The sequence below is a fragment of the Streptomyces sp. NPDC047028 genome, from assembly GCF_040644095.1.
GTDB lineage: Bacteria > Actinomycetota > Actinomycetes > Streptomycetales > Streptomycetaceae > Streptomyces.
In genome coordinates, this window is the sequence record NZ_JBEYVS010000006.1 from 189708 (window position 1) to 210429 (window position 20722).

The following is a 20722-nucleotide window of genomic DNA, read 5'->3' on the forward strand; positions in this document are numbered from 1 at the left end:
CCACGCGACGGGCGCGAACGGAAGGAGTCGGCCGTGGGACTGATCGGTGAGGTGCTGCTGCTGCCGTTCGCACCGGTGCGCGGCAGCGCCTGGGCGATCCGCCAGGTGCTGCGTGAAGCGGAACGGATCTATTACGACCCCGCCACCGTGCGGGCCGAACTCGCACGCCTCGAAGAGCAGCTGGAGGCAGGCGAGATCACCGAGGAGGAGTTCGACCGGAGAGAGGACGAACTGCTCGACCGGCTGGAGACCGCCCTGCGCTCCGGCGACACCACAGGCAACGGGACGGCACGATGAATCGAGTGGGACTCGGCCTCGCCATAGGGGCCGGATACGTCCTCGGACGTACGAAGAAGGCGAAACTGGCGCTGGCCGTCGGCTCGCTGGTGGCCGGCAAGAAGCTGAACCTGAGCCCGCGGGCGGTCGCGGAGCTGGCGGGCCGCCAGCTGCGGGAGAACCCGCAGTTCAAGGAGATCGGCGACCAGCTGCGCGAGGACCTCAGGGGCGTGGGCAAGGCGGCCTCCGGGGCCATGGTCGAGCGCCAGATGAGCGCGCTCGCCGACCGGCTGCACGGCAGGACCGGCGAGGTCCGCGAACAGCTCACCGGGGCCCTGTCCGGCTCCGGCTCCGATGAGGAGGAGGACGAGGGCAGGGACGACGAGGTCCGGGACGAGGACGATCGGGACGAGGACGACCGGGACGACCAGGACCGGGACGACGACCGTGAGGCCCGGGGCCGCTCGTCCCGCGGGAAGTCCGGCGCCGGCGAGAAGAGGCCCGCGAAGAAGGCGCCGGCGAAGAAGGCACCCGCCGCCGAGAAGGGCGGGGCACGGAAGCCCGCCGCAAAGAAGGCCCCGGCCAAGAAGACGGCGGCCAAGAAGACCGGCACGGCCCGCAGGACGGCCGGCAAGAAGACGGCCGCGGCCGGCAGCGCCTCCCGGGGCGCCCGTAACCGGCTGCCGAAGGGTGGCGACGACCGATGACCGACACTCTCGGATCCGCGGCCGGCCGGGCCTCCGGCGCCGCGCAGGAGAACCCGCTGACGTCACTCGCCCACAGCGAGGCCGCCGACCGCCTGAAGCAGGAGGCCCAGGACTACCTGACCGCCCAGGCCGAGCGGCTGCTGACCGGCGTCGGCCGCAAACTCGGCGAGACCACGGTCAAACTCAACGACATCGCCGAGGGGAACAGCCCCGGCTTCGGCAAGCTGGCCCTGGACGGTGGCCGCAAGCTCGCCGAGGGCAAGGGACCGCTGCGCTCCGCACTGGAGCTGGGTGCCTCACGGGTCAAGGACAACGTCATGGGTGCGGTGAAGAACCTCGGCGGCGGCAGCGGCAAGCGCAAGGGGGGCGGGGGCAACAAGCCCACCGTCATCATGGAGTCCGTGGACGTCGGGGTGCCGCTGCGCACCGCCTACGACCAGTGGACCCAGTACCAGGACTTCAGCACCTTCGCCAAGGGCGTCAAGAGCGCGAACCGCGCCGACGACACCCACTCCGACTGGCAGGCGAAGGTCCTGTGGTCCAGCCGCAGCTGGAAGGCGCAGACCACCGAGCAGATACCCGACCAGCGCATCCAGTGGACGTCCGAGGGTGCGAAGGGCAGCACCAAGGGCGTGGTGACCTTCCACGCCCTGGGCGACGACCTCACCAGGGTCCTGCTGGTCATGGAGTACTACCCGAGCGGATTCTTCGAGAAGACCGGCAACCTGTGGCGCGCCCAGGGCCGAAGGGCCAGGCTGGATCTGAAGCACTACGCCCGCTTCATCACCCTGAAGGGCGAGGCGGACGACGGCTGGCGCGGCGAGATCCGCGACGGCGAGGTGGTCCGCAGCCACGAGGACGCGGTCGAGGAGGAGAACGCCGAGAGCGAGGACAACGGCGAGCCGGAGGAGAACGGCGAGCCCGAGGAGCCCGAGGCGTCCGACGAGCCTTCGGACGAGGACGAGGACCAGGAAGAGGACGAAGAGGGTTACGACGACGAGGACGAGGAAGCCGAGGAGGACGAGGAGGAGCCCGAGGACGAGGAGGAGTACGAGGACGCGGACCAGGAGTACGAGGACGACGAAGAGCCCGAGTACACCGAGGGCGGGAGCCGTCGATGACGATGCCCAGCCGGTTTCCCGAGCCGTACGGACAGGGCGGCGGGGCCAACCTCGCCGACATCCTGGAGCGCGTGCTCGACAAGGGTGTCGTGATCGCCGGCGACATCCGGATCAACCTGCTCGACATCGAACTTCTCACCGTCAAGCTCCGGCTGGTCATCGCGTCGGTCGACAAGGCCAAGGAGATGGGCATCGACTGGTGGGAGACCGACCCGGCCCTCTCCTCCCGGGCCCGCCAGAACGAGCTGGCCCGGGAGAACGCCGAGTTGCGCGAGCGACTGGCGCGCCTGGAGGAACTCGAACCGGGCGGCACCGCCCGTGAACCCCGCCGTACGTCGCGTGAACCCCGCCGCGCGCCCGAGGAGGCACCATGACCGGACTGCGGTACGTCTACGCCGTCTGCCACCCCTTCGGCGCCCCCCTGCAGTCCCAGCTGACGGGCATCGGGGGCGCCCCGCCGGCCCTGCTGAACCACCACGGCCTGGTCGCGGTCGTGAGCACGGTCCCGCACGGCGACTTCTCCGAGGAGGCCCTGCGGGAGCGGCTGGAGGACCTGGACTGGCTGGCCGCGACCGCCCGATCCCACCAGGGCGTGATCGCCGCGCTCACCACCGTGACCACTCCGCTGCCGCTCCGGCTCGCCACCGTCTTCCGAGACGACAGCGGCGTACGCACGATGATCGAGGCCCGCGAGGACGACTTCCGGCGCGCCCTGGACCGGCTGACCGGCCGTGTCGAGTGGGGCGTGAAGGTGTACGTCGAGCCCGAGCCCGCCGAGGCCGTCACCCCCGCCGCGGCACAGCCCGCGAGCGGGCGGGACTATCTGCGCCGGCGGCGGCAGAGCAGCCACTCGCACGAGGAGACGTGGCGGCGGGCCGGGACGTTCGCGGAGGCCCTCCACGCCCGGCTCTCCGCGCACACCGAGGATTCCCGGCTGCACCCCCCGCAGAATTCCGCGCTGTCCGGAGCGACCGGCCAGAACGTGCTCAACGCCGCCTATCTCGTGTCCCGCGCGAATTCCGAGGAGTTCGTGGAACTGGTGGACCGTACGAAGGACGAGACCCCCGGAATGCGGGTGGAACTCACCGGACCCTGGGCGGCCTACTCGTTCACGGGGGAGGAGCCGTGACCGTCGTCGAACGCCGCGAGATCGCCCTCGTCGACCTGCTCGACCGGCTGCTGGCCGGCGGGGTCGTCATCACCGGCGACATCACCCTGCGGATCGCGGACGTCGACCTCGTCCGGATCGACCTCAACGCGCTGATCAGCTCGGTGAACGAGCAGGTGCCCTCCCCCTTCGAGCTGCCCGCGCCGGCCCGTCCCCCCGCCGAGGAGTCCGCATGAGCGCCCGCAAACGGCTCGACCTGGAACCCGACACCGTCGAGCGGGACCTGGTGAAACTCGTCCTCACCGTGGTGGAACTGCTGCGCCAGCTCATGGAACGGCAGGCGGTGCGCCGCTTCGACACGGGGGAGCTGACCGAGGAGCAGGAGGAACGGATCGGGCTCACCCTGATGCTGCTGGAGGAGCGGATGGCCGAGCTGCGCGACCGTTACGGCCTGCGGCCCGAGGACCTGAACCTGGACCTCGGGCCGCTCGGACCCCTGCTGCCCCGCGCCTGACCCCGAGTCCGGCCCCGCGCGTGACCCCGGCTCACCACCGGTACCAGCGGCTCCGGCCGCGGCCGGCAGCACTGTCGGATTCCCGGTCCTCGTTTCCGGTTCTCATTTCCGGCACAGGATCTCTCCGTGCAGGACCGCGAACCAGCCGTCCTCCCGCCGCCCCCACTCCCGCCAGGCGGCCGAGATCTCCCGCAGCTGCCCGTCCGTCGCGTGGCCGCCCTCCGTGGCCCGCTCGGCGTAGGCCGAGGCGAGGGTGCGGTCCGCCCACAGCCCGCTCCACCACGCGCGCTCCTCGGCCGTGGCGAACGTCCAGGTGCCGGAGGTGGCCGTGACGTCCGTGAACCCGGCGGCCAGGGCCCAGGACCGGAGCCGGCGCCCGGCGTCCGGCTCGCCCCCGTTGGCCCGGGCGACCCGCAGATACAGGTCCAGCCAGTCGTCAAGGCCGGCCACCGCCGGGTACCAGGTCATCGCGGGGTAGTCCGCGTCACGCACGGCGACGAACCCGCCGGGTTTCGTCACCCGGCGCATCTCGCGCAGCGCCCGCACCGGGTCGCCCACGTGCTGGAGCACCTGGTGGGCGTGGACCACGCAGAACGTGTCGTCGGGGTAGTCCAGGGCGTGTACGTCGCCGGCCGTGAAGTCGACGTTGGTCAGGCCCCGCTCCTCGGCGGTGGCCCGGGCCTGCTCCAGGATGGCCGGCGCGTGGTCGAGGCCGGTGACGTGGCCGTCCGGGACCAGTTCCGCCAGGTCGGCGGTGATGGTGCCGGGGCCGCAGCCGATGTCCAGGATCCGCATGTGGGGCTTGACCGAACCGAGCAGGTACGCCGCGGAGTTGGCGGCGGTGCGCCAGGTGTGCGACCGCAGGACCGACTCGTGGTGCCCGTGCGTGTAGACGGCGGTCTCCCGCGCTTCCGGCATGGCTGTGCCCCCTTCTCGTAGGACCGGCCACCGGGCCTTCCGGCCCGGCTCCCGATGCTCCGAACGGTACGCGCGCCGACCGCATGATGAGAACCGCGTTTTGAAATATGGACTGACGGCCAGTCACGTCTGGTGTCGCCCCGGCCTCGACTGCCGTCAGCGCAATGGGCGGTAGACCGTCAGCGCCTCCGGCAGCTTCTCCACCGTCACCTCGCCCGACACCGGCTCCACCTCGCCGTCGTACGCCAGCGGGGTGCCCGGCTCGACGCCGGTCAGCCTGAGCCGGGTCACCTGGACGGCCGCGTGGGCGGGGGAGCGGGTGAGCGGGCCGGCCGCCGCGGCGGCGAGCAGCCGCAGCGCCGGGCGGCGGCTGCCGTGCACCACCCGAACGTCCAGCAGGCCGTCGGCAAGATCCGTACGACGGCCAGGGGTGAGACCCATCCGGTGGTAGACGCCGTTGCCGACGAACAGCAGCCACAGCGGCCGCTGTTCACCGCCGGCCTCCACGCGCATCGGATGCCGGTCCGCGCGCAGCACCCGGAACGCGCCGAGCAGCCCGGCCGGCCAGCCGCCGATCCGGCCCGACCAGCGCTCCCGCTCGCGCACCAGCTCCGGGTAGACGCCCAGGCTCAGCGTGTTCAGGAACACGCCCTGCGTGTCGCCGGCGGTGAAGCGGCCGACGTCCACCCGCACCGCCTCGCCGTGCCGGAGGGCCCACGCGAAGTCCCGCTCGTCCTCCACACCGAGGTCGTAGGCGAAGTGGTTGAGGGTGCCGCCCGGCAGCACCGCGAGCGGCAGGTCGTGGCGCAGGGCGAGCGCCGCCGCCGCGTTCACCGTGCCGTCGCCGCCGCACACCCCGAGCACCCGGGCCCGGGCCGCCGCCTTCCGCAGCTCCTCCCCGATGTCGTCCGGCGCGCACTCGACGATCTCGGCGGCGGGCAGCGCCGCGCGCAGCGCCCGCACCCGCTCCGCCGTGCCCGACGCCTGGTTCGCCACCACTATGAGACCCTCGCCGTCCCGCAGCGCCGGGGCGTGGGCGCGCGGCCGGGCGGCCGGCCGGGCACCGGCACGAGTCGGCACCAGACGCCGTACCGCGAACGCGGCGCCCGCGCCCAGGGCCGCACCCGCCAGCACGTCGCTCGGGAAGTGCACGCCCGTGTACACCCGGGAGGCCGCCACCGACAGCGCCAGCGGCGCCACGGCCGCGCCCCACGCCGGGGACTCCAGGGCCACGCCGGTCGCGAACGCGGCGGCGGAGGCGGCGTGACCGGACGGGAACGACGTGGTGATCGGCTGCCGCTTCAGCTGCCGCACCAGCGGCACCGCGTCCAGCGCCGGACGCGCCCGGCGCACCGAGCGCTTGCCGAGGGTGTTGATGGTGAGCGAGGCCAGGGTCAGCGAGGCCACGCCCCGGACGGCCGCCCGGCGGGCGCGCGGCGTACGGGTCGCGGCCAGCGCGGCCGCCGTCGCGAACCAGAGCACTCCGTGGTTCGCACCGCGGCTCAACCGGGGCAGCACCCGCTCGGCGGCCGGCCAGTGCCGGCGCGCGGCCACCTCGAACACCCGGGAGTCCAGGGCGAGCAGCCGCTCGCGCAGGGCGTGCCGGCCGGTCGCCGGGACGGTCAGGTCGACGTCTGGGTTCATGGGGTGCGGTTACCCTGAAGCGGCCGTTTGTTGTGCTCTTCGTACGCCGAAGGTGTGGGCCCCGCGCGCAACGACGCCGGGCCGCGCGCCCGCCGGCGAGGGAGGAACCCCGGATGCGCCTGCTCCTCGTCCGCCACGGCCAGACCCCGTCCAACGTGGAGTTCCTGCTGGACACGGCCGTACCGGGGCCCGGCCTCACCACGCTGGGCACACGGCAGGCCGCCGCGCTGCCCGCCGTCCTCGCCGGCGAGGACGTCGACGCCGTCTACGCCTCCACGCTGACCCGCACCCGGTTGACGGCCGCCCCGCTGGCCCATACGCGCGGCCTGGAGGTCCTGGTCCGCGACGGCCTCCGCGAGCTGTCGGCCGGCGACCTGGAGATGGCGCCCGGCCGCTCCGCGCAGGGTGAGCTGTACATGCGCACCGTGTTCGCGTGGGCGGCCGGGGACACCGCGCTGCGCATGCCCGGCGGGGAGAGCGGCGAGGAGGCGCTGGCCCGCTTCGACCAGGTCGTCGCCGAGGCGGCCGGCAGCGGCGCGGGCACGGTGGTCATGGTCAGCCACGGTGCCGCGATCCGCATGTGGACCGCCGCCCGCGCCGCCAACGTCGACGTCCCCTACGCCGCCGCCCGCCCGCTGGAGAACACCGGAGTCGTCGTCCTCGACGGCACCCCGGCTGACGGCTTCAAGGCCCTGACCTGGGCGGGAGCCACCGTACTGCCGTCCGGGGAGGGCGGCCCGACAGGAGAGCCCGTAAACCCGCCGAATTGACCACTCCTGCCCAGCCGTACGTAGCTGCGGGCATGCGTGCCTCCCCCAGGCCCTTAAGGCACTGGGGGGCGGTGAGGGAGGCACCCGGCAAGCGCCGGTGAGCGAAACTCGCCCCGGCCCCGGGAGATCGGGGCTGCGTGGTGCGCCGGCCGCGTGCCCGGGCCCCGCCGCCGGCGCACGACAGCGACCCCGCCGGTGGCGGCCTGCGGATATCAGTTTGCCCCGCGCTCCGCGCGCCCCGCACAATCGCTCCTCATGGGACACCTCGAAGCCGCGCACCTGGAGTACTACCTCCCCGACGGGAGGGCCCTCCTGGGCGATGTGTCCTTCCGGGTCGGTGAAGGTGCCGTCGTCGCCCTCGTCGGCCCCAACGGCGCCGGCAAGACCACCCTGCTCCGGCTGATCTCCGGCGAGCTGAAACCGCACGGCGGCACGGTCACGGTCAGCGGCGGCCTCGGCGTGATGCGCCAGTTCGTGGGCTCCGTACGCGACGAGACGACGGTGCGCGACCTCCTCGTGTCGGTCGCCCAGCCCCGCATCCGGCAGGCGGCCGAGGCCGTCGACGCCGCCGAGCACGCCGTCATGACCGTCGACGACGAAGCCGCCCAGATGCGCTACGCGCAAGCCCTCGCCGACTGGGCGGAGGCGCGGGGCTACGAGGCCGAGACCCTGTGGGACATGTGCACCACCGCCGCGCTCGGCATGCCCTACGAGCGGGCCCAGTGGCGGCAGGTCAGCACCCTCTCCGGCGGCGAGCAGAAACGCCTCGTCCTGGAGGCCCTGCTGCGCGGCACCGACGAGGTGCTGCTGCTCGACGAGCCGGACAACTACCTCGACGTGCCCGGCAAGCGATGGCTGGAGGAGCAGCTCAAGGAGACCCGAAAGACCGTCCTGTTCGTCTCCCACGACCGCGAACTCCTCGCCCGCGCCGCCGAGAAGATCGTCTCCGTCGAGCCCTCGCCCACCGGCGCCGACGCCTGGGTGCACGGCGGCGGCTTCGCCACGTATCACGAGGCCCGCCGCGAACGCTTCGCCCGCTTCGAGGAGTTGCGCCGCCGCTGGGACGAGAAACACGCCCAGCTGAAGAAGCTCGTCCTGACTTTGCGTCAGGCGGCGGCCGTCAGCCACGACATGGCCTCCCGCTACCAGGCCGCGCAGACCCGCCTGCGCAAGTTCGAGGAGGCCGGGCCGCCGCCGGAGCCGCCCCGCGAGCAGGACATCACCATGCGCCTCAAGGGCGGCCGGACCGGCGTCCGGGCCGTCACCTGCGAGCGGCTGGAACTCACCGGCCTGATGAACCCCTTCGACCTGGAGGTGTTCTACGGCGAACGGGTCGCCGTCCTCGGCTCCAACGGCTCCGGCAAGTCGCACTTCCTGCGCCTCCTCGCCGGCGAGGACGTCGCGCACGGCGGGCAGTGGAAACTCGGGGCGCGCGTCGTACCCGGACACTTCGCGCAGACCCACGCCCACCCCGAACTCACCGGCCGCACCCTCCTCGACATCCTGTGGAAGGAACACGCCCAGGACCGGGGCGCCGCCATGTCCCGGCTGCGCCGCTACGAGCTGACCCAGCAGGCCGAGCAGAGCTTCGACCGGCTCTCCGGCGGCCAGCAGGCCCGCTTCCAGATCCTGCTGCTGGAACTCCAGGGCGTCACCGCGCTCCTCCTCGACGAGCCCACCGACAACCTCGACCTGGAGTCCGCCGAGGCCCTCCAGGAGGGGCTGGAGGCCTTCGAGGGCACGGTCCTCGCCGTCACCCACGACCGCTGGTTCGCCCGTTCCTTCGACCGCTACCTGGTCTTCGGCAGCGACGGCCGCGTCCGCGAGACCCCCGAGCCCGTCTGGGACGAGCGCAGGGTCGAGCGGGCCCGGTGATCCGGGGCACCGGCCGGGTCCACTCAGGTGCCGGCGCATGCGGAGGCCCGCGCGCCCGGTTGTTCGTACAGTGGATTCAGGAACGCGAGCTCCACGACCACGACGAGCGGGGCACCACCATGACCGGAGTCGACCCCAGCAGGCTGGACGACCAGCAGCTCATGAAAGAGCTGGAGACGATCCACCGCACGCGCCACGACACCCTCCTGTACGGCTCCAACGACGCGCTGCGGGCCCACAACGAGCGCATGGCGCAGCTGGAGGGCGAGTACCTGCGCCGCAACCCGCGCCGCCTGGTCAGCGCGGGCCGCACCCGCGAGGGCGCCCGCGAGCGCCGCTGCGGCGAGGCGGCGGCTCCGGGTACCTGAGCGACCGCTTCGTGCGCCGCACGGCGTCGGGGTCGGCCCGCACGATGCGGGCCGACCCCGAAGAGGGACTCGGCTCCGTCAGCCCGGCTCCCCGGCGAACACGTGCAGGAACGCGTCGCAGAACGCCTTGAGGTCGTCCGGCTTGCGGCTCGTGATCAGCAGATTGGGTCCGTGGTCGCAGATCTTCACCTGCTCGTCCACCCACGTCCCGCCCGCGTTGCGGATGTCCGTCCGCAGGCTGGGCCACGAGGTCAGCTCCCGGCCGCGTACGACGTCCGCCTCCACCAGCGTCCACGGCGCGTGGCAGATCGCGGCGACGGGACGGCCCCGCTCGAAGAAGCCCTTCACGAACGCGACGGCCTTGTCGTCCATCCGCAGGAAGTCGGGGTTGGCCACCCCGCCCGGCAGCACCAGTGCCCCGAACGAGTCGGCGGACGTGTCGCCCACCACCTCGTCCACGGGGAACGTGTCCGCCTTGTCCAGGTGGTCGAAGGCCTGCACCTCACCGGAGTCCGTCGACACCAGCACCGTCTCGTGCCCGGCGTCCGACGCCGCCTTCCACGGCTCGGTCAGCTCGACCTGCTCGACGCCCTCGGGCGCCACCAGAAACGCGATCCGCATGCTCATTCCCCTTTCCCGCCGGCTTCCGCGCCGGTCGTGCCGCCGGCCACCAGCGCCTCGGCCAGCTCGTGGACGGTGCCGTAGTGCTGCCCGCGGGGCAGGGCGGCGACCGCGTCGATCAGCCCGCCGGGCGCGTTGCCCCGGCGCAGCGCCCGGGCCAGCTCGCCCGCCTTGGCCGGGAAGGCGTGCCGGCCCAGGCACCGGGCCAGGGCCAGCCGTACCCGCTCCAGCGACGCCGGGGAGCCCAGACCGCCCACCGGCCCGCTCCACACCTCCGGGTCGTCGTCGGCGGCGGGCTCGGGGTCGTGCCACTCCTCGGCGCGGGTCGGATGGCCGGACCGGAGCAGGCCCTGCAGCTCGTGCTTCATCTCGTCGTCCCGGTGGACGTTCAGCCGGTCACTGCCTCGCTGCATGTCATGCCTCCAGAGGGTCGAAGGTCGGGGGTCGGGGGTCGGGGGTCGGAGTCGCGGTCCGCCCCGCGTACCCGGCGGCCTGCCGGCCGACACCGGATACGACGTCCCGGATACGGCGACCCGATCCGCGACCGGAAACCGGCCGTGTCACTCCTCCTTGTCCCGGCCCGGCAGGAACTCCTGCACCTTGGCCTTCAGCCCCTGCCTGATCATGGATCCGCGGTCGCTGTCGCCCTTGAGGATGGACGCGGCCGTCGCCTCCATCTGCTCCCAGGAGGCGTGCGGCGGGATCGGCGGCACCGCGGGGTCGGTGAGGAACTCGACCAGCGCGGGCCCGTCCGCGTCCAGCGCCGCCCGCCAGGCCGACTCGACGTCCTCCTGCTTCTCCACCCGGATCCCGGTCAGCCCCAGCGACCGGGCGAACGCCGCGTACTGCACGTCCGGGATCGACTGCGACGGAAGGAACTGCGGGGCGCCCTCCATGGCGCGCATCTCCCACGTCACCTGGTTCAGGTCCTGGTTGTTCCACACGCCCACCACCAGCCGCGGATCCGACCAGCGGTCCCGGTACTTCGCCGCCGTGATCATCTCCGCCAGCCCGTTCATCTGCATCGCGCCGTCGCCGACCAGTGCGATCACCGGCCGGTCCGGGTGCGCGAACTTCGCACCGATGGCGTACGGCACCCCGGGGCCCATCGTCGCCAGCGTGCCGGACAGCGAACCGAGCATGCCCGGCCGCATCGTGATGTGCCGCGCATACCAGTTGGCGACCGACCCCGAGTCCGAGGTGAGGATCGCGTTGTCCGGCAGCAGCGGGTCCAGGGCCCGGGCCACGTACTCCGGGTTGACCGGATCGGCCGCGAGACCGGCCCGCCGGTCCATCGTCTGGTGCCAGCGCTCGACGTTCGCGCACACCGTGTCGCGCCACTCGCGTCCGCCGCGGTCCCGTTCCAGCAGCGGGATCAGCCGGCGCAGCGTCGCCTTCGCGTCGCCGACCAGGTTCACCTCGTACGGGTACCGCATGCCGACCATGTGCGGGTCGATGTCGATCTGCACCCCGCGCGCCTTGCCGAACTCCGGCATGAACTGCGTGTACGGGAACGACGAACCGATGGTCAGCAGCGTGTCGCAGTCCCGCATCATCTCGTACGACGGCCGGCTGCCCAGCAGCCCGATCGGCCCGGTGACGTACGGCAGTTCGTCGCTCAGCACGTCCTTGCCGAGCAGCGCCTTGGCGACGCCCGCGCCCAGCATCTCGGCGATCTCCTGGACCTCGGCCACGGCCCCGGCCGCGCCCTGCCCGATCAGGATCGCCGGCTTGTCACCGGCGTTCAGCACCTCGGCGGCCCGCTGCAACGCCTCGTCCGTCGGGGTCGCCGTGTAGTCGGACATGCCGAGGCTGGACGGCACCATCTTGAAGTCGTGCGTCGGGGGCGAGTAGTCCAGCTGCTGCACGTCCGCCGGCACGATGATCGCGGTGGGGGCACGGCGGGCGTACGCGGTGCGGATCGCCCGGTCGATGACGTTCGGCAGCTGCTCCGGCACGGTCACCGTCTCCAGGAAGTCGGAGGCGACGTCCTTGAACAGCGTGTGCAGGTCGATCTCCTGCTGGTAGGAGCCGCCCATCGCGGTCCGGTTCGTCTGGCCGACGATGGCCAGCACCGGAACGTGGTCCAGCTTCGCGTCGTACAGACCGTTGAGCAGGTGGACGGCGCCGGGCCCCGAGGTCGCCACGCACACGCCCAGCCGCCCGCTGAACTTGGCGTAGCCGACCGCCTCGAACGCGGCCATCTCCTCGTGCCGGGCCTGGATGAAACGCGGCTGGTCCTCGGCCCGGCCCCAGGCGGCGAGCAGCCCGTTGATGCCGTCGCCGGGGTAGCTGAAGACCTGCTCCACACCCCAGTCGCGCAGCCGCTCGAGAATGTGGTCGGACACCTTGGTGCTCATGTAGGGACCTCCCGGTCCAGTACGGGGAACGACGATCCGGTCAGCAGTTACCGAGTCACCGGTGGGGGAGAGGGAAAACCTGACCCGCCCCCGCCGGTCGCTCCGCGCGTGCTGGCGGCCGGTGTCACCCGCTCGGCCGTTCGTGTCCCGCGAATGGGGTCCGGCCGCGCGCGGCGCGCCGCGCGGCGGGCTGTGATGGCAGCGAGGGCACACCCCCGTGCCCCACGGCAGCCGTATGGCCGTACCGGCACCCGGCAGCCACCCACCTTCGGCCCGCCGTAACCGCCGTCGCCGTCCCGCCGTCCGAGGAGCCCGCCCCATGCGCCGCACCTTCCGAGCCCTGTCCGTCGCCGCCCTGGCCGGCGCCGCGCTCGCCATGGCCGGGCCCGCCGCGACCGCGGACCCCGCCGCCGAGACCAGCCCGGACACCGTCCGGCCCGGCGGCACCGTCACCGTGTCCGTGACCTGCGACAAGGTCGGCGGCACCGTACCCGACACCCTCGACGCCACCTCCCGGGCCTTCGAGGACGGCACCGTTCGGCTCCAGCGGGTCACCGGCGAGGACGGCGGCCCCGCCTACCGGGGCACCGCCCGGATCACCGCCGGTGAGCAGGCCGAGGGGGACCCGGCGGGCACCGGCCCGGACGCGGCCTGGACCGTCGACGGAGCCTGCCCGGGGGCCTCGGGCGGCAAGGGCAGCCCCTGGAGCGCGAGCTACTCCGTCACCCGTCCCGACGGCCCGGACGACGCCCCGGACGACGTCCAGGGGACCGGCCCCTGCACCGCCGGACGGGACTGCGGCCAGACGAGCCAGGACACACCCTGCCGGCCGGGCCAGCCGTGCGAGGAGCCCGGTCAGTGCCCGGGACCGGCGGCGGACACCGGGCCGGCCGCGGACACAGGGCCGGCCTGTGACGGAGGCGGCCGGGACTGTGGACAGGCTCACGGCCCGTCGCTCTGCACCGGCGGCCGTACCTGCCCCGGCTCCCACGAGGGCGACGACGGCGCCGCCGGGTGCCCGCCGCCCACCGTGCAGCACGGCGTCGCGGCCGGGCAGGGCGGCACCTTCGACGACTCGGTGCCGGCGCTGGCCGCCGGAGCGGCCCTGATCGCCGCCGCCTGCGGGGCCGCCGCCCACCGGCTGCACCGGCCCCGGCGCCGGGAGGACGCCTGAGCCGGGCCCGGTGCACGGCCCGATCGGCGTCCCCGGCCATGGACCGCCGCCGGGCGGGTACACACAAGCCCAGGACGGCGACAGCGGCCACGCGCGCACCAGCCGCACGGTTGGACACCACGACCGCACCCGCCCGCCGGGCCCCGCCACGGCAGTCGGGCGGGGGAGCGGCGCCGGCGGCAGGACGGAGCGACGGGCGGCCAGGACGGGGGCGACGGTGACGGTGACCGGGGCGCGGGCAGCAGGCCAGCCGACGGCACGGGGCCGACGGTGACCAGGACGGGGCCGACGGCCGGCCCGGCGAACGGAGCCGGGCGGCACGGCCCACGCGGGCGGCGGCCGCACCCCGGCAGGACGGCGCCGGCGCACGGGCGCCGGAAACAGGGCGCGACAGGACAGCACGCGAGAGGCCGGGCGCAGCACGACAGGGCGCGACACGACAGCGCGCGACAGGACAGCGGACGGCGGGCACGGACCGGGCGGAGGCGGACATGCGGCGGACGGATCCCGTAGGCCACGGCCCCGTCCGCTTCGGGCCTCCCCTCCCCGACGACGGCCTGCCGGTCCTCCCCGAACTCGCCGCCGTCCTCGCCGCCACGGCGGGCCGCGCCGACGCCCAGCCGGTCGGTGGCGCCCCCGCCCTCCTCGAAGCGGCCTGCGGCTACTGGACCCGCCGCGGCCTGCCCTGCGTCCCCGACCGGGTGACCGCCGGCCCCGGTGCCCCCGCCCTGCTGCTCGCGCTCACCGCCGCACTCGGCGGCGACCGGGGAGAGAACGGCCAGGGCGGCGACGTCCTGGTGCCCCGCCCGTGCGCCGCATGGTGGGCGCCGTACGCCCGCCTCCTCGGCAGACCCGTGTTCCACGTGCCGACGCCCGCCGAGAGCGGCGGCGTCCCCGACCCCTACGCCCTCCTGGAGACCGTCCGCCGCGTCCGCGCCGAGGGCGGCGACCCGCGCCTGCTGGTGCTGTCCGTCGCCGACGACCCCACCGCCACCGTCGCCCCGCCCGAACTCCTCCACGAGACCGTCGAGGCGGCCGCTGCCGAGGGACTGCACCTGGTCAGCGACGAGACCTGGCGCGACACCGTCCACGCCCCCCACGAGACGGTGCTGCTCAGCCCCGCCGAGATGCTCCCCGACCGGGTCACCGTCGTCACCGACCTGGCCGGCTCGCTGCTCCCCGCCGGCTGGCCCGCCGCCGTCGCCCGCTTCCCCGACGGAGCCGCGGGCGCCGCGCTCCACGCGCGCGTGCTCGACGTGCTCACCGCGCTCGGCGCACGTGTGGCCGGCCCCGTCGCCACCGCCGCCGGGTACGCCCTCGACGAACCGGAACCCGTCACCGAGCGCCGCGCCGCCGCCGTACGCCTGCACGCGCGCGTGGCCGCCGCCGCACACGAGGCGGTCGTCGCCGGCGGCGCCCTCGCCCGGCCCCCGCAGGCCGGCCGCCACCTGTACGCCGACCTCGACCCGCTGCGCGAACCACTCGCCGCACAGGGCGTCGGCGACGCACAGGAACTGGAGGACCTGCTCGCCGTCCGGCTCGGCCGGCCCATACCCGGCGGCCACCGCTTCGGCGACGACCTCGGCGCCCTGCGCGTCCGGCTCGGCACCGCCGGGCTGCTGGGCGGCACGGACGAGGAACGCGCCGCAAGCCTCACGTCACCCTCACCGCGGGAACTGCCACACGTGCAACGCGCGTTGATCTCCTTGAGGTCCGTGTTCGAAGACCTCCGCGACGACGCTCAGCGATGGGAGCCTCCTCGATGACGCAGCAGACCCGACCGCCGCGCCCGACCCGACCGCCCGGCCCGTCCACGCCATCCGCCGCGCCGTCCGCCACACCGGCCACCTCCACGGAGCCCCGCACGGCCGGGGCGGCGAGACCGGCCGCCGGCCCGTCCGCGCCCGCACCCCTCGCCCCGGCACCCTCCGCTCCGGCGCCCCCCGCCCCCGTCGCCCCGCCCCTGGCCGAACCCCGCCCGCCGGGTGAACACCGCGTGTGGCCGCGCACGTTCCACGACCGGCTCACCGCACCCCTGCCCGGACTGAAGGCCCTCGCCCGCTTCGCCCGCGAAGGCGCTGTACGGCCCCGCGCCGACGGCCTCGCCGACATCCCGCGACTGCCGTACGAACCCGCCCCGCTGCCCCGCTCCGGCGCCCGCACCCTCGCCGTCACCTGGGCCGGGCACGCCAGTTGGATCATCCGGATCGGGGGGCTCACCGTCCTCACCGACCCCGTATGGTCCCGCCGTATCCTCGGCACCCCCGCCCGCATCACCCCCGTCGGCGTCGCCTGGCACGACCTGCCGCCCGTCGACGCCGTCGTCATCAGCCACAACCACTACGACCACCTCGACGCCCCCACCCTGCGCCGACTGCCCCGCGACACCCCGGTGTTCGTGCCGGCCGGCCTCGGCCGCTGGTTCCGGCGCCGGAAGTTCACCCGGATCACCGAGCTGGACTGGTGGGAGGCGTCCGAACTCTCCGGTACCCGCTTCGACTTCGTGCCGGCGCACCACTGGTCCAAGCGCACCCTCACCGACACCTGCCACAGCCTGTGGGGCGGCTGGATCCTGACCGCCCCAGACGGCCGCCGCGTGCACTTCGCCGGCGACACCGGCTACGGCCACTGGTTCGCCCGCATCGGCCGCCGCTACCCCGGCATCGACCTCACCCTCATGCCCATCGGCGCCTACGACCCCCGCTGGTGGCTGAGGGACGTCCACTGCGACCCGGAGGAAGCAGTCCGGGCCACCCTCGACCTCGGCGCCCGCGCCATGGCCCCCATGCACTGGGGCACCTTCGTGCTCTCGGCCGAGCCCGTCCTCGAACCGCTCACCCGGGTGCGGGCCGCCTGGGAGCGGGCGGGACTGGACCGGGACGACCTGTGGGACCTGCCGGTCGGCGCGTCACGCGTCCTGGCCGGGACGCCGTAGCCCGCCGGTGAGCCCCCGCAGCCGCCGCCACACACCGGGGGCCACACTCACCACGACGGTGAGGGCGACCGCCACGACCACCCCTTCCCAGGGCTCCTCGAACAACGACCCGCCCAGTATCCCGATCACCTGATACGTGACCGCCCACGCCACACACGCGAGCACGTTGCCCCGGCTGAACCTCCGCAGCGGCCACTCCGCCAGCAGACACGCCAGCATCACCGGCAGCCGGCCCGCGGGGACCAGCCGGGACAGCACCAGCACGGCCACCCCGTGCTCGCCCAGCTTCTCCCGCGCCTGCGCCAGCCGCTCCTCCGGCGCCCGCGACCGGATCGCCTCCAGCCAGCGCGAACCGTTCTTCGACCGCAGCCCGCGCCGGCCCAGCCAGTACAGCGCCGCGTCCCCCAGGAACGCCCCGAGCGCCGCCGTCACGAGCACCAGCGCCAGCGAGTACGGCAGCGTCGCCGTCCGGTGGAACGCCACCACCGCCGCCGAACTCACCAGTGCCCCCGTCGGCACCACCGGCACCAGCGCACCGGCCAGCACCAGCAGGAAAAGCGTCGGATAGCCGATCGCCGGCTGCGCGTACTCCGGCCGCAGTGTCGACGTCGTCGCCGCGGCGAACGCCGTCGCGGACGACAGCCACGTCACCGCGCGACCTCCAGCCGCACGCCCTCGCCGTGCCCCAGCTTGTGCACGTCCACCCCAGGCGCGGCCGCCGCCGCCAGGCGCACGAACTCGTCGCCCGGCGCGTGGAACTCGTGCGGGCGCACCCCGTCCATGCCGATCGGCCAGTACGTGCCGTAGTGCACCGGCACCGCGGCGCGCGGCGCCAGCCGGGCCAGCGCCTGCGCCGCCCGCCCCGCGTCCAGATGCCCCTCCCCGAGGTGCGGGCCCCAGCCGCCCACCGGCAGCAGTGCCACCTCCACCGGCCCGACCTCCTCCGCCATCGACGCGAACAGGCCCGTGTCCCCGGCGAAATAGGTCCGCGCCTCGCCCTCCACGACGTACCCCAGCGCGGGGCAGCGATGCGGGCCCACCGGCAGCCGCCGCCCGTCGTGCCGGGCCGGCACCACCCGCGCCCGCAGATCACCGGCCCGCACCGCGTCCCCCGGAGCGACCTCGGTGACCCGCAGGTGCCGGAGCCGGCGCAGCCCGGGCACCGCCCGTCGTGCGCCCCGGGGCACGAGCAGGAGCGTGCCCGGGGCCAGAGAGGCCAGCGACGGCACATGCAGATGATCGGCGTGCAGGTGGGAGACCAGCACCAGATCCGCGCGGCGGGCCTCCGCCGGCGGCGGCGCACCCCGGCGCCGGCGCAGATGCGCCAGCCGGCGCGCGAACAACGGGTCGGTGAGCACCCGTGTGTTCGAATCCTCCACCGTGCACGTGGCGTGACCCCACCAGGTGATCTCCACCGACACCCTCTCCGCCCCCTTCGCGCGACTCCCCGAAGCCTACGGGCAGGAGTAGGGTCGGCGGCGAAACCCGGAGGTGAGGGGGACGCCATGGGACAGCTGCGGGGTGCCTCCGGCGGGCGCGCGCCGGTGCGGGTGACCGCCATCGCGAGCCTGACACCACTGGAGGAACTGGAGGCCGACCCCTTCCTGGTGGACTCCCGCAGCCAGCACGCGATGTGCGCCCGCTGGGCCGCCGAACGCGGATACGTGGTCGCCCGGGAACTCCTCGTCGGTGGACTGCGCTACGACCACTGCGCCCTGTGGGACGGCGTCCGGCCCGGCGTCGACGTGTTCGTGGCCCCCAGCCTGCGAGTACTGGAGCGCGCGCTGTCCTCGGTGGAGGAGTTCACCGCCGAGTGCGCGCGGCGCGGCGTGCGGGTCGAGACGGTCGGCCGGGCCGAACCCTCCTACGACGCCCAGATGAAGGCTCGCGTGCACCGCAGACTCTCGATGCCGACGGCCGGATACGACGGCCGGTAGCCGGTAGCCGGTAGCCGGTAGCCGGTAGCCGGTAGCCGGTAGCCGGTAGCCGGTAGCCGGTAGCCGGTAGCCGGCGGCCCCCGGCCCGTATCGCACCTGTACCGGGCCGCGCCGGGGCGTGTGGCAGGGTGGGGAGCGGGACCAGGTGGCCGGGGAGGACGTGAGACAGGGCGTGTGGGGTGTGCGGTGGCGGTGGGTCGCCGGCCGGATCGGGCGGAGCGCCGTCGTGTGGGCGGTCTCCACCGTCACCATGCTGGCGCTCGCCGGACTCCTGCCGGACTTCCGGCTCCAGTCCGCCGACGGCGACAGCGCCACCCGTATCGCCGTCACCGCGGCCTGCGGCGCCGGCGCCTTCGGCGTGCTGTCCGCCGTCGTCTGGCCGCTGCTGGTACGGCTGCTGCTGCTCGTCCCCGCCCTCGTCATCGGCCTGCTGGTCTTCTTCCTCAACGGCTCCCTGCTGCTGCTCGCCCTGCGCCTCAACCCCTCCGGGCAGAGCGAGGCCGCCCCGGAGACCGCCGTCATCGTGGCCGCCGTGATGTCCGCGGTCGCCTCGGCCACCGGCGGCGCCCTCGCCGTACGCGACGACGACGCCTACCGCAGCCGGCTGTCCCGGCTCGCCGACCGGCGCCGCAGATCCCGGCCGCCGTGCCCGGACGCCCCCGGCCTGGTGTGCGTCCAGCTGGACGGGGTGGGCCACGACGTCCTCGTGGACGCCGTCGCCAAGGGCCTGATGCCGACCGTCGCCCGCTGGCTGTCGACCGGCGACGGTATGCGATCCGCGGATGATCGTATGCAGTCCACCGGCCCCACCCCAACCCCGCGCTCCACCCACCGCCTCACCCCCTGGCGCACCGACTGGTCCAGCCAGACGGGCGCCAGCCAGCTCGGCATCCTGCACGGCAGCACCTTCGACGTGCCCGCATTCCGGTGGTACGAGAAGGACCGCGGCGAGGTGATGGTCTGCAACCGGCCCACCAGCGCCGCCGAACTCCAGCGCCGCGCCGTCCGGTACACGGGCGACGGCGGACTGCTCACCGTCGACGGCGCCAGCCGCGGCAACCTGTTCAGCGGCGGCGCCGGGGAACAGGCCCTCGTCCTGTCCATCGCCACCCGCCGCCGCGGCCGCGGGAACCGCAGCCGGGCCGGATACTTCGCCTACTTCTCCGACCCCGCCAACGCCGTGCGCACCGCCCTGTCCTTCGTCGCCGAGGTCCTCCGCGAGACCGGCCAGGCCACCCGCGCCCGCCTGCGCGGACAGCGGCCCCGCGTGAGCCGCGGCGGCCTCTACCCGCTCGTCCGCGCCTTCGCCACCGTCGTCGAACGTGACGTCGTGGTCGCCGCCGTCATGGGCGACCTGCTCGCCGGCCGCACCGCCGTCTACGCCGACCTCGTCGCCTACGACGAAGTAGCCCACCACTCCGGGCCGCGCAGCCGCGACGCCGAACAGGTGCTGCGCCGCCTCGACCGCTGTCTCGCCCTCATCGAGAAGGTCGCCGACCACGCCCCGCGCCCGTACCGGATCGTCGTGCTCTCCGACCACGGCCAGAGCCCCGGCGAGACCTTCCACGCCCGCTACGGCCTCACCCTCGACGACCTCGTCCGCGCCGGCTGCGGGCTGCCCGTCCCGCGCAAGGCCGAACACACCCGCAGCGGCGCCGAGGCCCGCGCGGCCGTCCGGGCGGCCCTGCGCCGGCCCGAGCAGCAGGACGCGGCCCGCCACCGCACCGCCCACCGGCCGGAGCCGCTCGTCCTCGCCTCCGGCAACCTCGGCCTGGTCTCCTTCCCGGACGTCGGCCACCGCATGACCAAGGAGGAGATCGACGCCCGCCACCCCGCCCTGCTCACCACCCTCGCAAACCATCCCGGCGTCGGCTTCCTGCTGGTGCGCAGCGAGGAGCACGACGGCGTCGTCCTCGGCCCCTTCGGCGCCGAGATCCCGCTGGCCCGGCTCGACGAGGAGCCCGGACCGCTGGCCGGGTTCGGGCCCGGCGCCGCCGACGCCGTGCGCCGCACCCACTCCTTCCCGCACACCGCCGACATCATGGTCAACTCCTTCCACGACCCCGCCGACGGCGAAGTCCTCGCCTTCGAGGAGCAGATCGGCTCCCACGGTGGCCTCGGCGGCCCCCAGTCCCGCCCCTTCCTGCTCTCCCCGCTCACCCTGTCCGCGCCCGCCGCCGACGGCCGGGAACCGGCCGGCGCCGAACAGGTGCACCACGTACTGCGCCGCTGGCTCGGCGAGTTGAACGGACCGCAGGTCCCGCTGGAGCCGGCGGACGCCGAGGCGGAACCGGACCGCGCCGCGTGACCAACCGCGCGCCGGTGTTCCCGGTGCGGCGCCGCCGGATGTGATCGGATGGGGGGTACGGCACTCACCCCGCGCCCTGTGCAGGG

Annotated in this window: 22 protein-coding genes; 15 read left to right on the forward strand and 7 right to left on the reverse strand. The window is 74.3% G+C overall.

The window, feature by feature from the left end; translation table 11 throughout:
• The first annotated feature begins 33 nt into the window (after positions 1 to 33).
• Genes ABZ854_RS08295 through ABZ854_RS08325 form a run of 7 tightly spaced genes read left to right on the forward strand, consistent with a single transcriptional unit; the run spans position 34 to position 3726 of the window.
• Complete coding sequence (locus tag ABZ854_RS08295; RefSeq protein ID WP_129305723.1) at positions 34 to 297, forward strand: gas vesicle protein GvpG; 264 nt, start codon at positions 34 to 36, stop codon at positions 295 to 297.
• Positions 294 to 983, forward strand: coding sequence for a DNA primase (locus ABZ854_RS08300; protein ID WP_361206163.1), 690 nt, complete (start codon positions 294 to 296; stop codon positions 981 to 983). Before ABZ854_RS08295 ends, ABZ854_RS08300 begins: the two co-directional genes overlap by 4 nt.
• Positions 980 to 2104: an SRPBCC family protein gene (locus ABZ854_RS08305; RefSeq protein ID WP_361206166.1), complete on the forward strand. Its 1125-nt coding sequence runs from the start codon at positions 980 to 982 to the stop codon at positions 2102 to 2104. The genes ABZ854_RS08300 and ABZ854_RS08305 overlap by 4 nt, the downstream gene beginning before the upstream one ends.
• The gene (gvpJ, locus tag ABZ854_RS08310; RefSeq protein ID WP_361206169.1) at positions 2101 to 2478 is read left to right on the forward strand and encodes a gas vesicle protein GvpJ; all 378 of its coding nucleotides are present in this window, start codon (positions 2101 to 2103) and stop codon (positions 2476 to 2478) included. Before ABZ854_RS08305 ends, gvpJ begins: the two co-directional genes overlap by 4 nt.
• Positions 2475 to 3233: a GvpL/GvpF family gas vesicle protein gene (locus ABZ854_RS08315; protein ID WP_361206172.1), complete on the forward strand. Its 759-nt coding sequence runs from the start codon at positions 2475 to 2477 to the stop codon at positions 3231 to 3233. Before gvpJ ends, ABZ854_RS08315 begins: the two co-directional genes overlap by 4 nt.
• Positions 3230 to 3448: a gas vesicle protein gene (locus tag ABZ854_RS08320; protein WP_129305719.1), complete on the forward strand. Its 219-nt coding sequence runs from the start codon at positions 3230 to 3232 to the stop codon at positions 3446 to 3448. The genes ABZ854_RS08315 and ABZ854_RS08320 overlap by 4 nt, the downstream gene beginning before the upstream one ends.
• Positions 3445 to 3726 carry a gas vesicle protein K gene (locus ABZ854_RS08325; RefSeq protein ID WP_361206175.1) on the forward strand — a complete coding sequence of 94 codons (282 nt, stop codon included), beginning with the start codon at positions 3445 to 3447 and terminating at the stop codon, positions 3724 to 3726. The genes ABZ854_RS08320 and ABZ854_RS08325 overlap by 4 nt, the downstream gene beginning before the upstream one ends.
• A 102-nt stretch (positions 3727 to 3828) precedes the next feature.
• Here the strand turns inward: ABZ854_RS08325 and ABZ854_RS08330 are convergent, their stop codons facing one another.
• Together ABZ854_RS08330 and ABZ854_RS08335 are read right to left on the reverse strand one after the other, a co-directional pair.
• Positions 3829 to 4644, reverse strand: a complete 816-nt coding sequence (locus ABZ854_RS08330; protein WP_361206177.1) for a class I SAM-dependent methyltransferase — start codon at positions 4642 to 4644, stop codon at positions 3829 to 3831.
• Between the two features lie 156 nt (positions 4645 to 4800).
• On the reverse strand, positions 4801 to 6288 hold the full coding sequence (locus tag ABZ854_RS08335; protein ID WP_361206180.1) for a phosphatase PAP2 family protein: 1488 nt from the start codon (positions 6286 to 6288) through the stop codon (positions 4801 to 4803).
• 113 nt (positions 6289 to 6401) lie between these two features.
• Here ABZ854_RS08335 and ABZ854_RS08340 point away from each other — a divergent pair, with 113 nt between their 5' ends.
• The 3 genes from ABZ854_RS08340 to ABZ854_RS08350 all read left to right on the forward strand — a co-directional run bounded on the left by ABZ854_RS08340 (position 6402) and on the right by ABZ854_RS08350 (position 9301).
• The gene (locus ABZ854_RS08340) at positions 6402 to 7058 is read left to right on the forward strand and encodes a histidine phosphatase family protein (protein ID WP_361206183.1); all 657 of its coding nucleotides are present in this window, start codon (positions 6402 to 6404) and stop codon (positions 7056 to 7058) included.
• A gap of 255 nt (positions 7059 to 7313) precedes the next feature.
• On the forward strand, positions 7314 to 8933 hold the full coding sequence (locus ABZ854_RS08345; protein WP_361206186.1) for an ATP-binding cassette domain-containing protein: 1620 nt from the start codon (positions 7314 to 7316) through the stop codon (positions 8931 to 8933).
• A 119-nt stretch (positions 8934 to 9052) separates the two neighbouring features.
• Positions 9053 to 9301 (forward strand): DUF6158 family protein, encoded by a 249-nt coding sequence (locus tag ABZ854_RS08350; RefSeq protein WP_129305712.1) that lies wholly within the window; start codon positions 9053 to 9055, stop codon positions 9299 to 9301.
• Positions 9302 to 9379: 78 nt separating this feature from the next.
• Here ABZ854_RS08350 and ABZ854_RS08355 read toward each other — a convergent pair whose 3' ends face one another.
• From ABZ854_RS08355 to ABZ854_RS08365, 3 genes are all read right to left on the reverse strand, one after another.
• Entirely contained in the window at positions 9380 to 9922 is a 543-nt protein-coding gene (locus tag ABZ854_RS08355; protein WP_361206190.1) for a type 1 glutamine amidotransferase domain-containing protein, read from the reverse strand.
• A 2-nt stretch (positions 9923 to 9924) separates the two neighbouring features.
• Positions 9925 to 10335: a DUF2795 domain-containing protein gene (locus tag ABZ854_RS08360; protein ID WP_361206193.1), complete on the reverse strand. Its 411-nt coding sequence runs from the start codon at positions 10333 to 10335 to the stop codon at positions 9925 to 9927.
• Between the two features lie 147 nt (positions 10336 to 10482).
• A complete protein-coding gene (locus ABZ854_RS08365; RefSeq protein ID WP_361206196.1) occupies positions 10483 to 12282 on the reverse strand; it encodes a thiamine pyrophosphate-requiring protein in 1800 nt (599 codons plus the stop codon).
• 319 nt (positions 12283 to 12601) lie between these two features.
• Here ABZ854_RS08365 and ABZ854_RS08370 point away from each other — a divergent pair, with 319 nt between their 5' ends.
• The 3 genes from ABZ854_RS08370 (at position 12602) to ABZ854_RS08380 (ending at position 16391) form a co-directional block, all read left to right on the forward strand.
• Positions 12602 to 13456 carry a hypothetical protein gene (locus tag ABZ854_RS08370; protein WP_361206198.1) on the forward strand — a complete coding sequence of 285 codons (855 nt, stop codon included), beginning with the start codon at positions 12602 to 12604 and terminating at the stop codon, positions 13454 to 13456.
• A gap of 491 nt (positions 13457 to 13947) precedes the next feature.
• Entirely contained in the window at positions 13948 to 15222 is a 1275-nt protein-coding gene (locus tag ABZ854_RS08375; protein WP_361206201.1) for an aminotransferase class I/II-fold pyridoxal phosphate-dependent enzyme, read from the forward strand.
• Positions 15219 to 16391 (forward strand): MBL fold metallo-hydrolase, encoded by a 1173-nt coding sequence (locus ABZ854_RS08380; protein ID WP_361206204.1) that lies wholly within the window; start codon positions 15219 to 15221, stop codon positions 16389 to 16391. Before ABZ854_RS08375 ends, ABZ854_RS08380 begins: the two co-directional genes overlap by 4 nt.
• Here ABZ854_RS08380 and ABZ854_RS08385 read toward each other — a convergent pair.
• Together ABZ854_RS08385 and ABZ854_RS08390 are read right to left on the reverse strand one after the other, a co-directional pair.
• Positions 16365 to 17042, reverse strand: a complete 678-nt coding sequence (locus ABZ854_RS08385) for a VTT domain-containing protein (protein ID WP_361206207.1) — start codon at positions 17040 to 17042, stop codon at positions 16365 to 16367. The genes ABZ854_RS08380 and ABZ854_RS08385 overlap by 27 nt on opposite strands.
• Positions 17039 to 17812: an MBL fold metallo-hydrolase gene (locus tag ABZ854_RS08390; RefSeq protein WP_361206210.1), complete on the reverse strand. Its 774-nt coding sequence runs from the start codon at positions 17810 to 17812 to the stop codon at positions 17039 to 17041. The genes ABZ854_RS08385 and ABZ854_RS08390 overlap by 4 nt, the downstream gene beginning before the upstream one ends.
• Before the next feature lie 84 nt (positions 17813 to 17896).
• Here ABZ854_RS08390 and ABZ854_RS08395 point away from each other — a divergent pair, with 84 nt between their 5' ends.
• Together ABZ854_RS08395 and ABZ854_RS08400 are read left to right on the forward strand one after the other, a co-directional pair.
• The gene (locus ABZ854_RS08395; protein ID WP_361206213.1) at positions 17897 to 18328 is read left to right on the forward strand and encodes a hypothetical protein; all 432 of its coding nucleotides are present in this window, start codon (positions 17897 to 17899) and stop codon (positions 18326 to 18328) included.
• Between the two features lie 172 nt (positions 18329 to 18500).
• A complete protein-coding gene (locus ABZ854_RS08400; protein WP_361206315.1) occupies positions 18501 to 20636 on the forward strand; it encodes a phage holin family protein in 2136 nt (711 codons plus the stop codon).
• Positions 20637 to 20722: the final 86 nt, after the last annotated feature.

Bases quoted from the DNA above. Each gene is read 5' to 3' on its own strand.
- ABZ854_RS08360 (WP_361206193.1), bottom strand. From the start codon at position 10,335: ATGCAGCGAGGCAGTGACCGGCTGAACGTCCACCGGGACGACGAGATG.
- ABZ854_RS08365 (WP_361206196.1), bottom strand. From the start codon at position 12,282: ATGAGCACCAAGGTGTCCGACCACATTCTCGAGCGGCTGCGCGACTGG.
- ABZ854_RS08330 (WP_361206177.1), bottom strand. From the start codon at position 4,644: ATGCCGGAAGCGCGGGAGACCGCCGTCTACACGCACGGGCACCACGAG.
- ABZ854_RS08300 (WP_361206163.1), top strand. From the start codon at position 294: ATGAATCGAGTGGGACTCGGCCTCGCCATAGGGGCCGGATACGTCCTC.
- ABZ854_RS08340 (WP_361206183.1), top strand. From the start codon at position 6,402: ATGCGCCTGCTCCTCGTCCGCCACGGCCAGACCCCGTCCAACGTGGAG.
- ABZ854_RS08345 (WP_361206186.1), top strand. From the start codon at position 7,314: ATGGGACACCTCGAAGCCGCGCACCTGGAGTACTACCTCCCCGACGGG.
- ABZ854_RS08335 (WP_361206180.1), bottom strand. From the start codon at position 6,288: ATGAACCCAGACGTCGACCTGACCGTCCCGGCGACCGGCCGGCACGCC.
- gvpJ (WP_361206169.1), top strand. From the start codon at position 2,101: ATGACGATGCCCAGCCGGTTTCCCGAGCCGTACGGACAGGGCGGCGGG.
- ABZ854_RS08380 (WP_361206204.1), top strand. From the start codon at position 15,219: ATGACGCAGCAGACCCGACCGCCGCGCCCGACCCGACCGCCCGGCCCG.
- ABZ854_RS08325 (WP_361206175.1), top strand. From the start codon at position 3,445: ATGAGCGCCCGCAAACGGCTCGACCTGGAACCCGACACCGTCGAGCGG.
- ABZ854_RS08305 (WP_361206166.1), top strand. From the start codon at position 980: ATGACCGACACTCTCGGATCCGCGGCCGGCCGGGCCTCCGGCGCCGCG.
- ABZ854_RS08315 (WP_361206172.1), top strand. From the start codon at position 2,475: ATGACCGGACTGCGGTACGTCTACGCCGTCTGCCACCCCTTCGGCGCC.
- ABZ854_RS08375 (WP_361206201.1), top strand. From the start codon at position 13,948: ATGCGGCGGACGGATCCCGTAGGCCACGGCCCCGTCCGCTTCGGGCCT.
- ABZ854_RS08370 (WP_361206198.1), top strand. From the start codon at position 12,602: ATGCGCCGCACCTTCCGAGCCCTGTCCGTCGCCGCCCTGGCCGGCGCC.
- ABZ854_RS08395 (WP_361206213.1), top strand. From the start codon at position 17,897: ATGGGACAGCTGCGGGGTGCCTCCGGCGGGCGCGCGCCGGTGCGGGTG.
- ABZ854_RS08355 (WP_361206190.1), bottom strand. From the start codon at position 9,922: ATGCGGATCGCGTTTCTGGTGGCGCCCGAGGGCGTCGAGCAGGTCGAG.
- ABZ854_RS08350 (WP_129305712.1), top strand. From the start codon at position 9,053: ATGACCGGAGTCGACCCCAGCAGGCTGGACGACCAGCAGCTCATGAAA.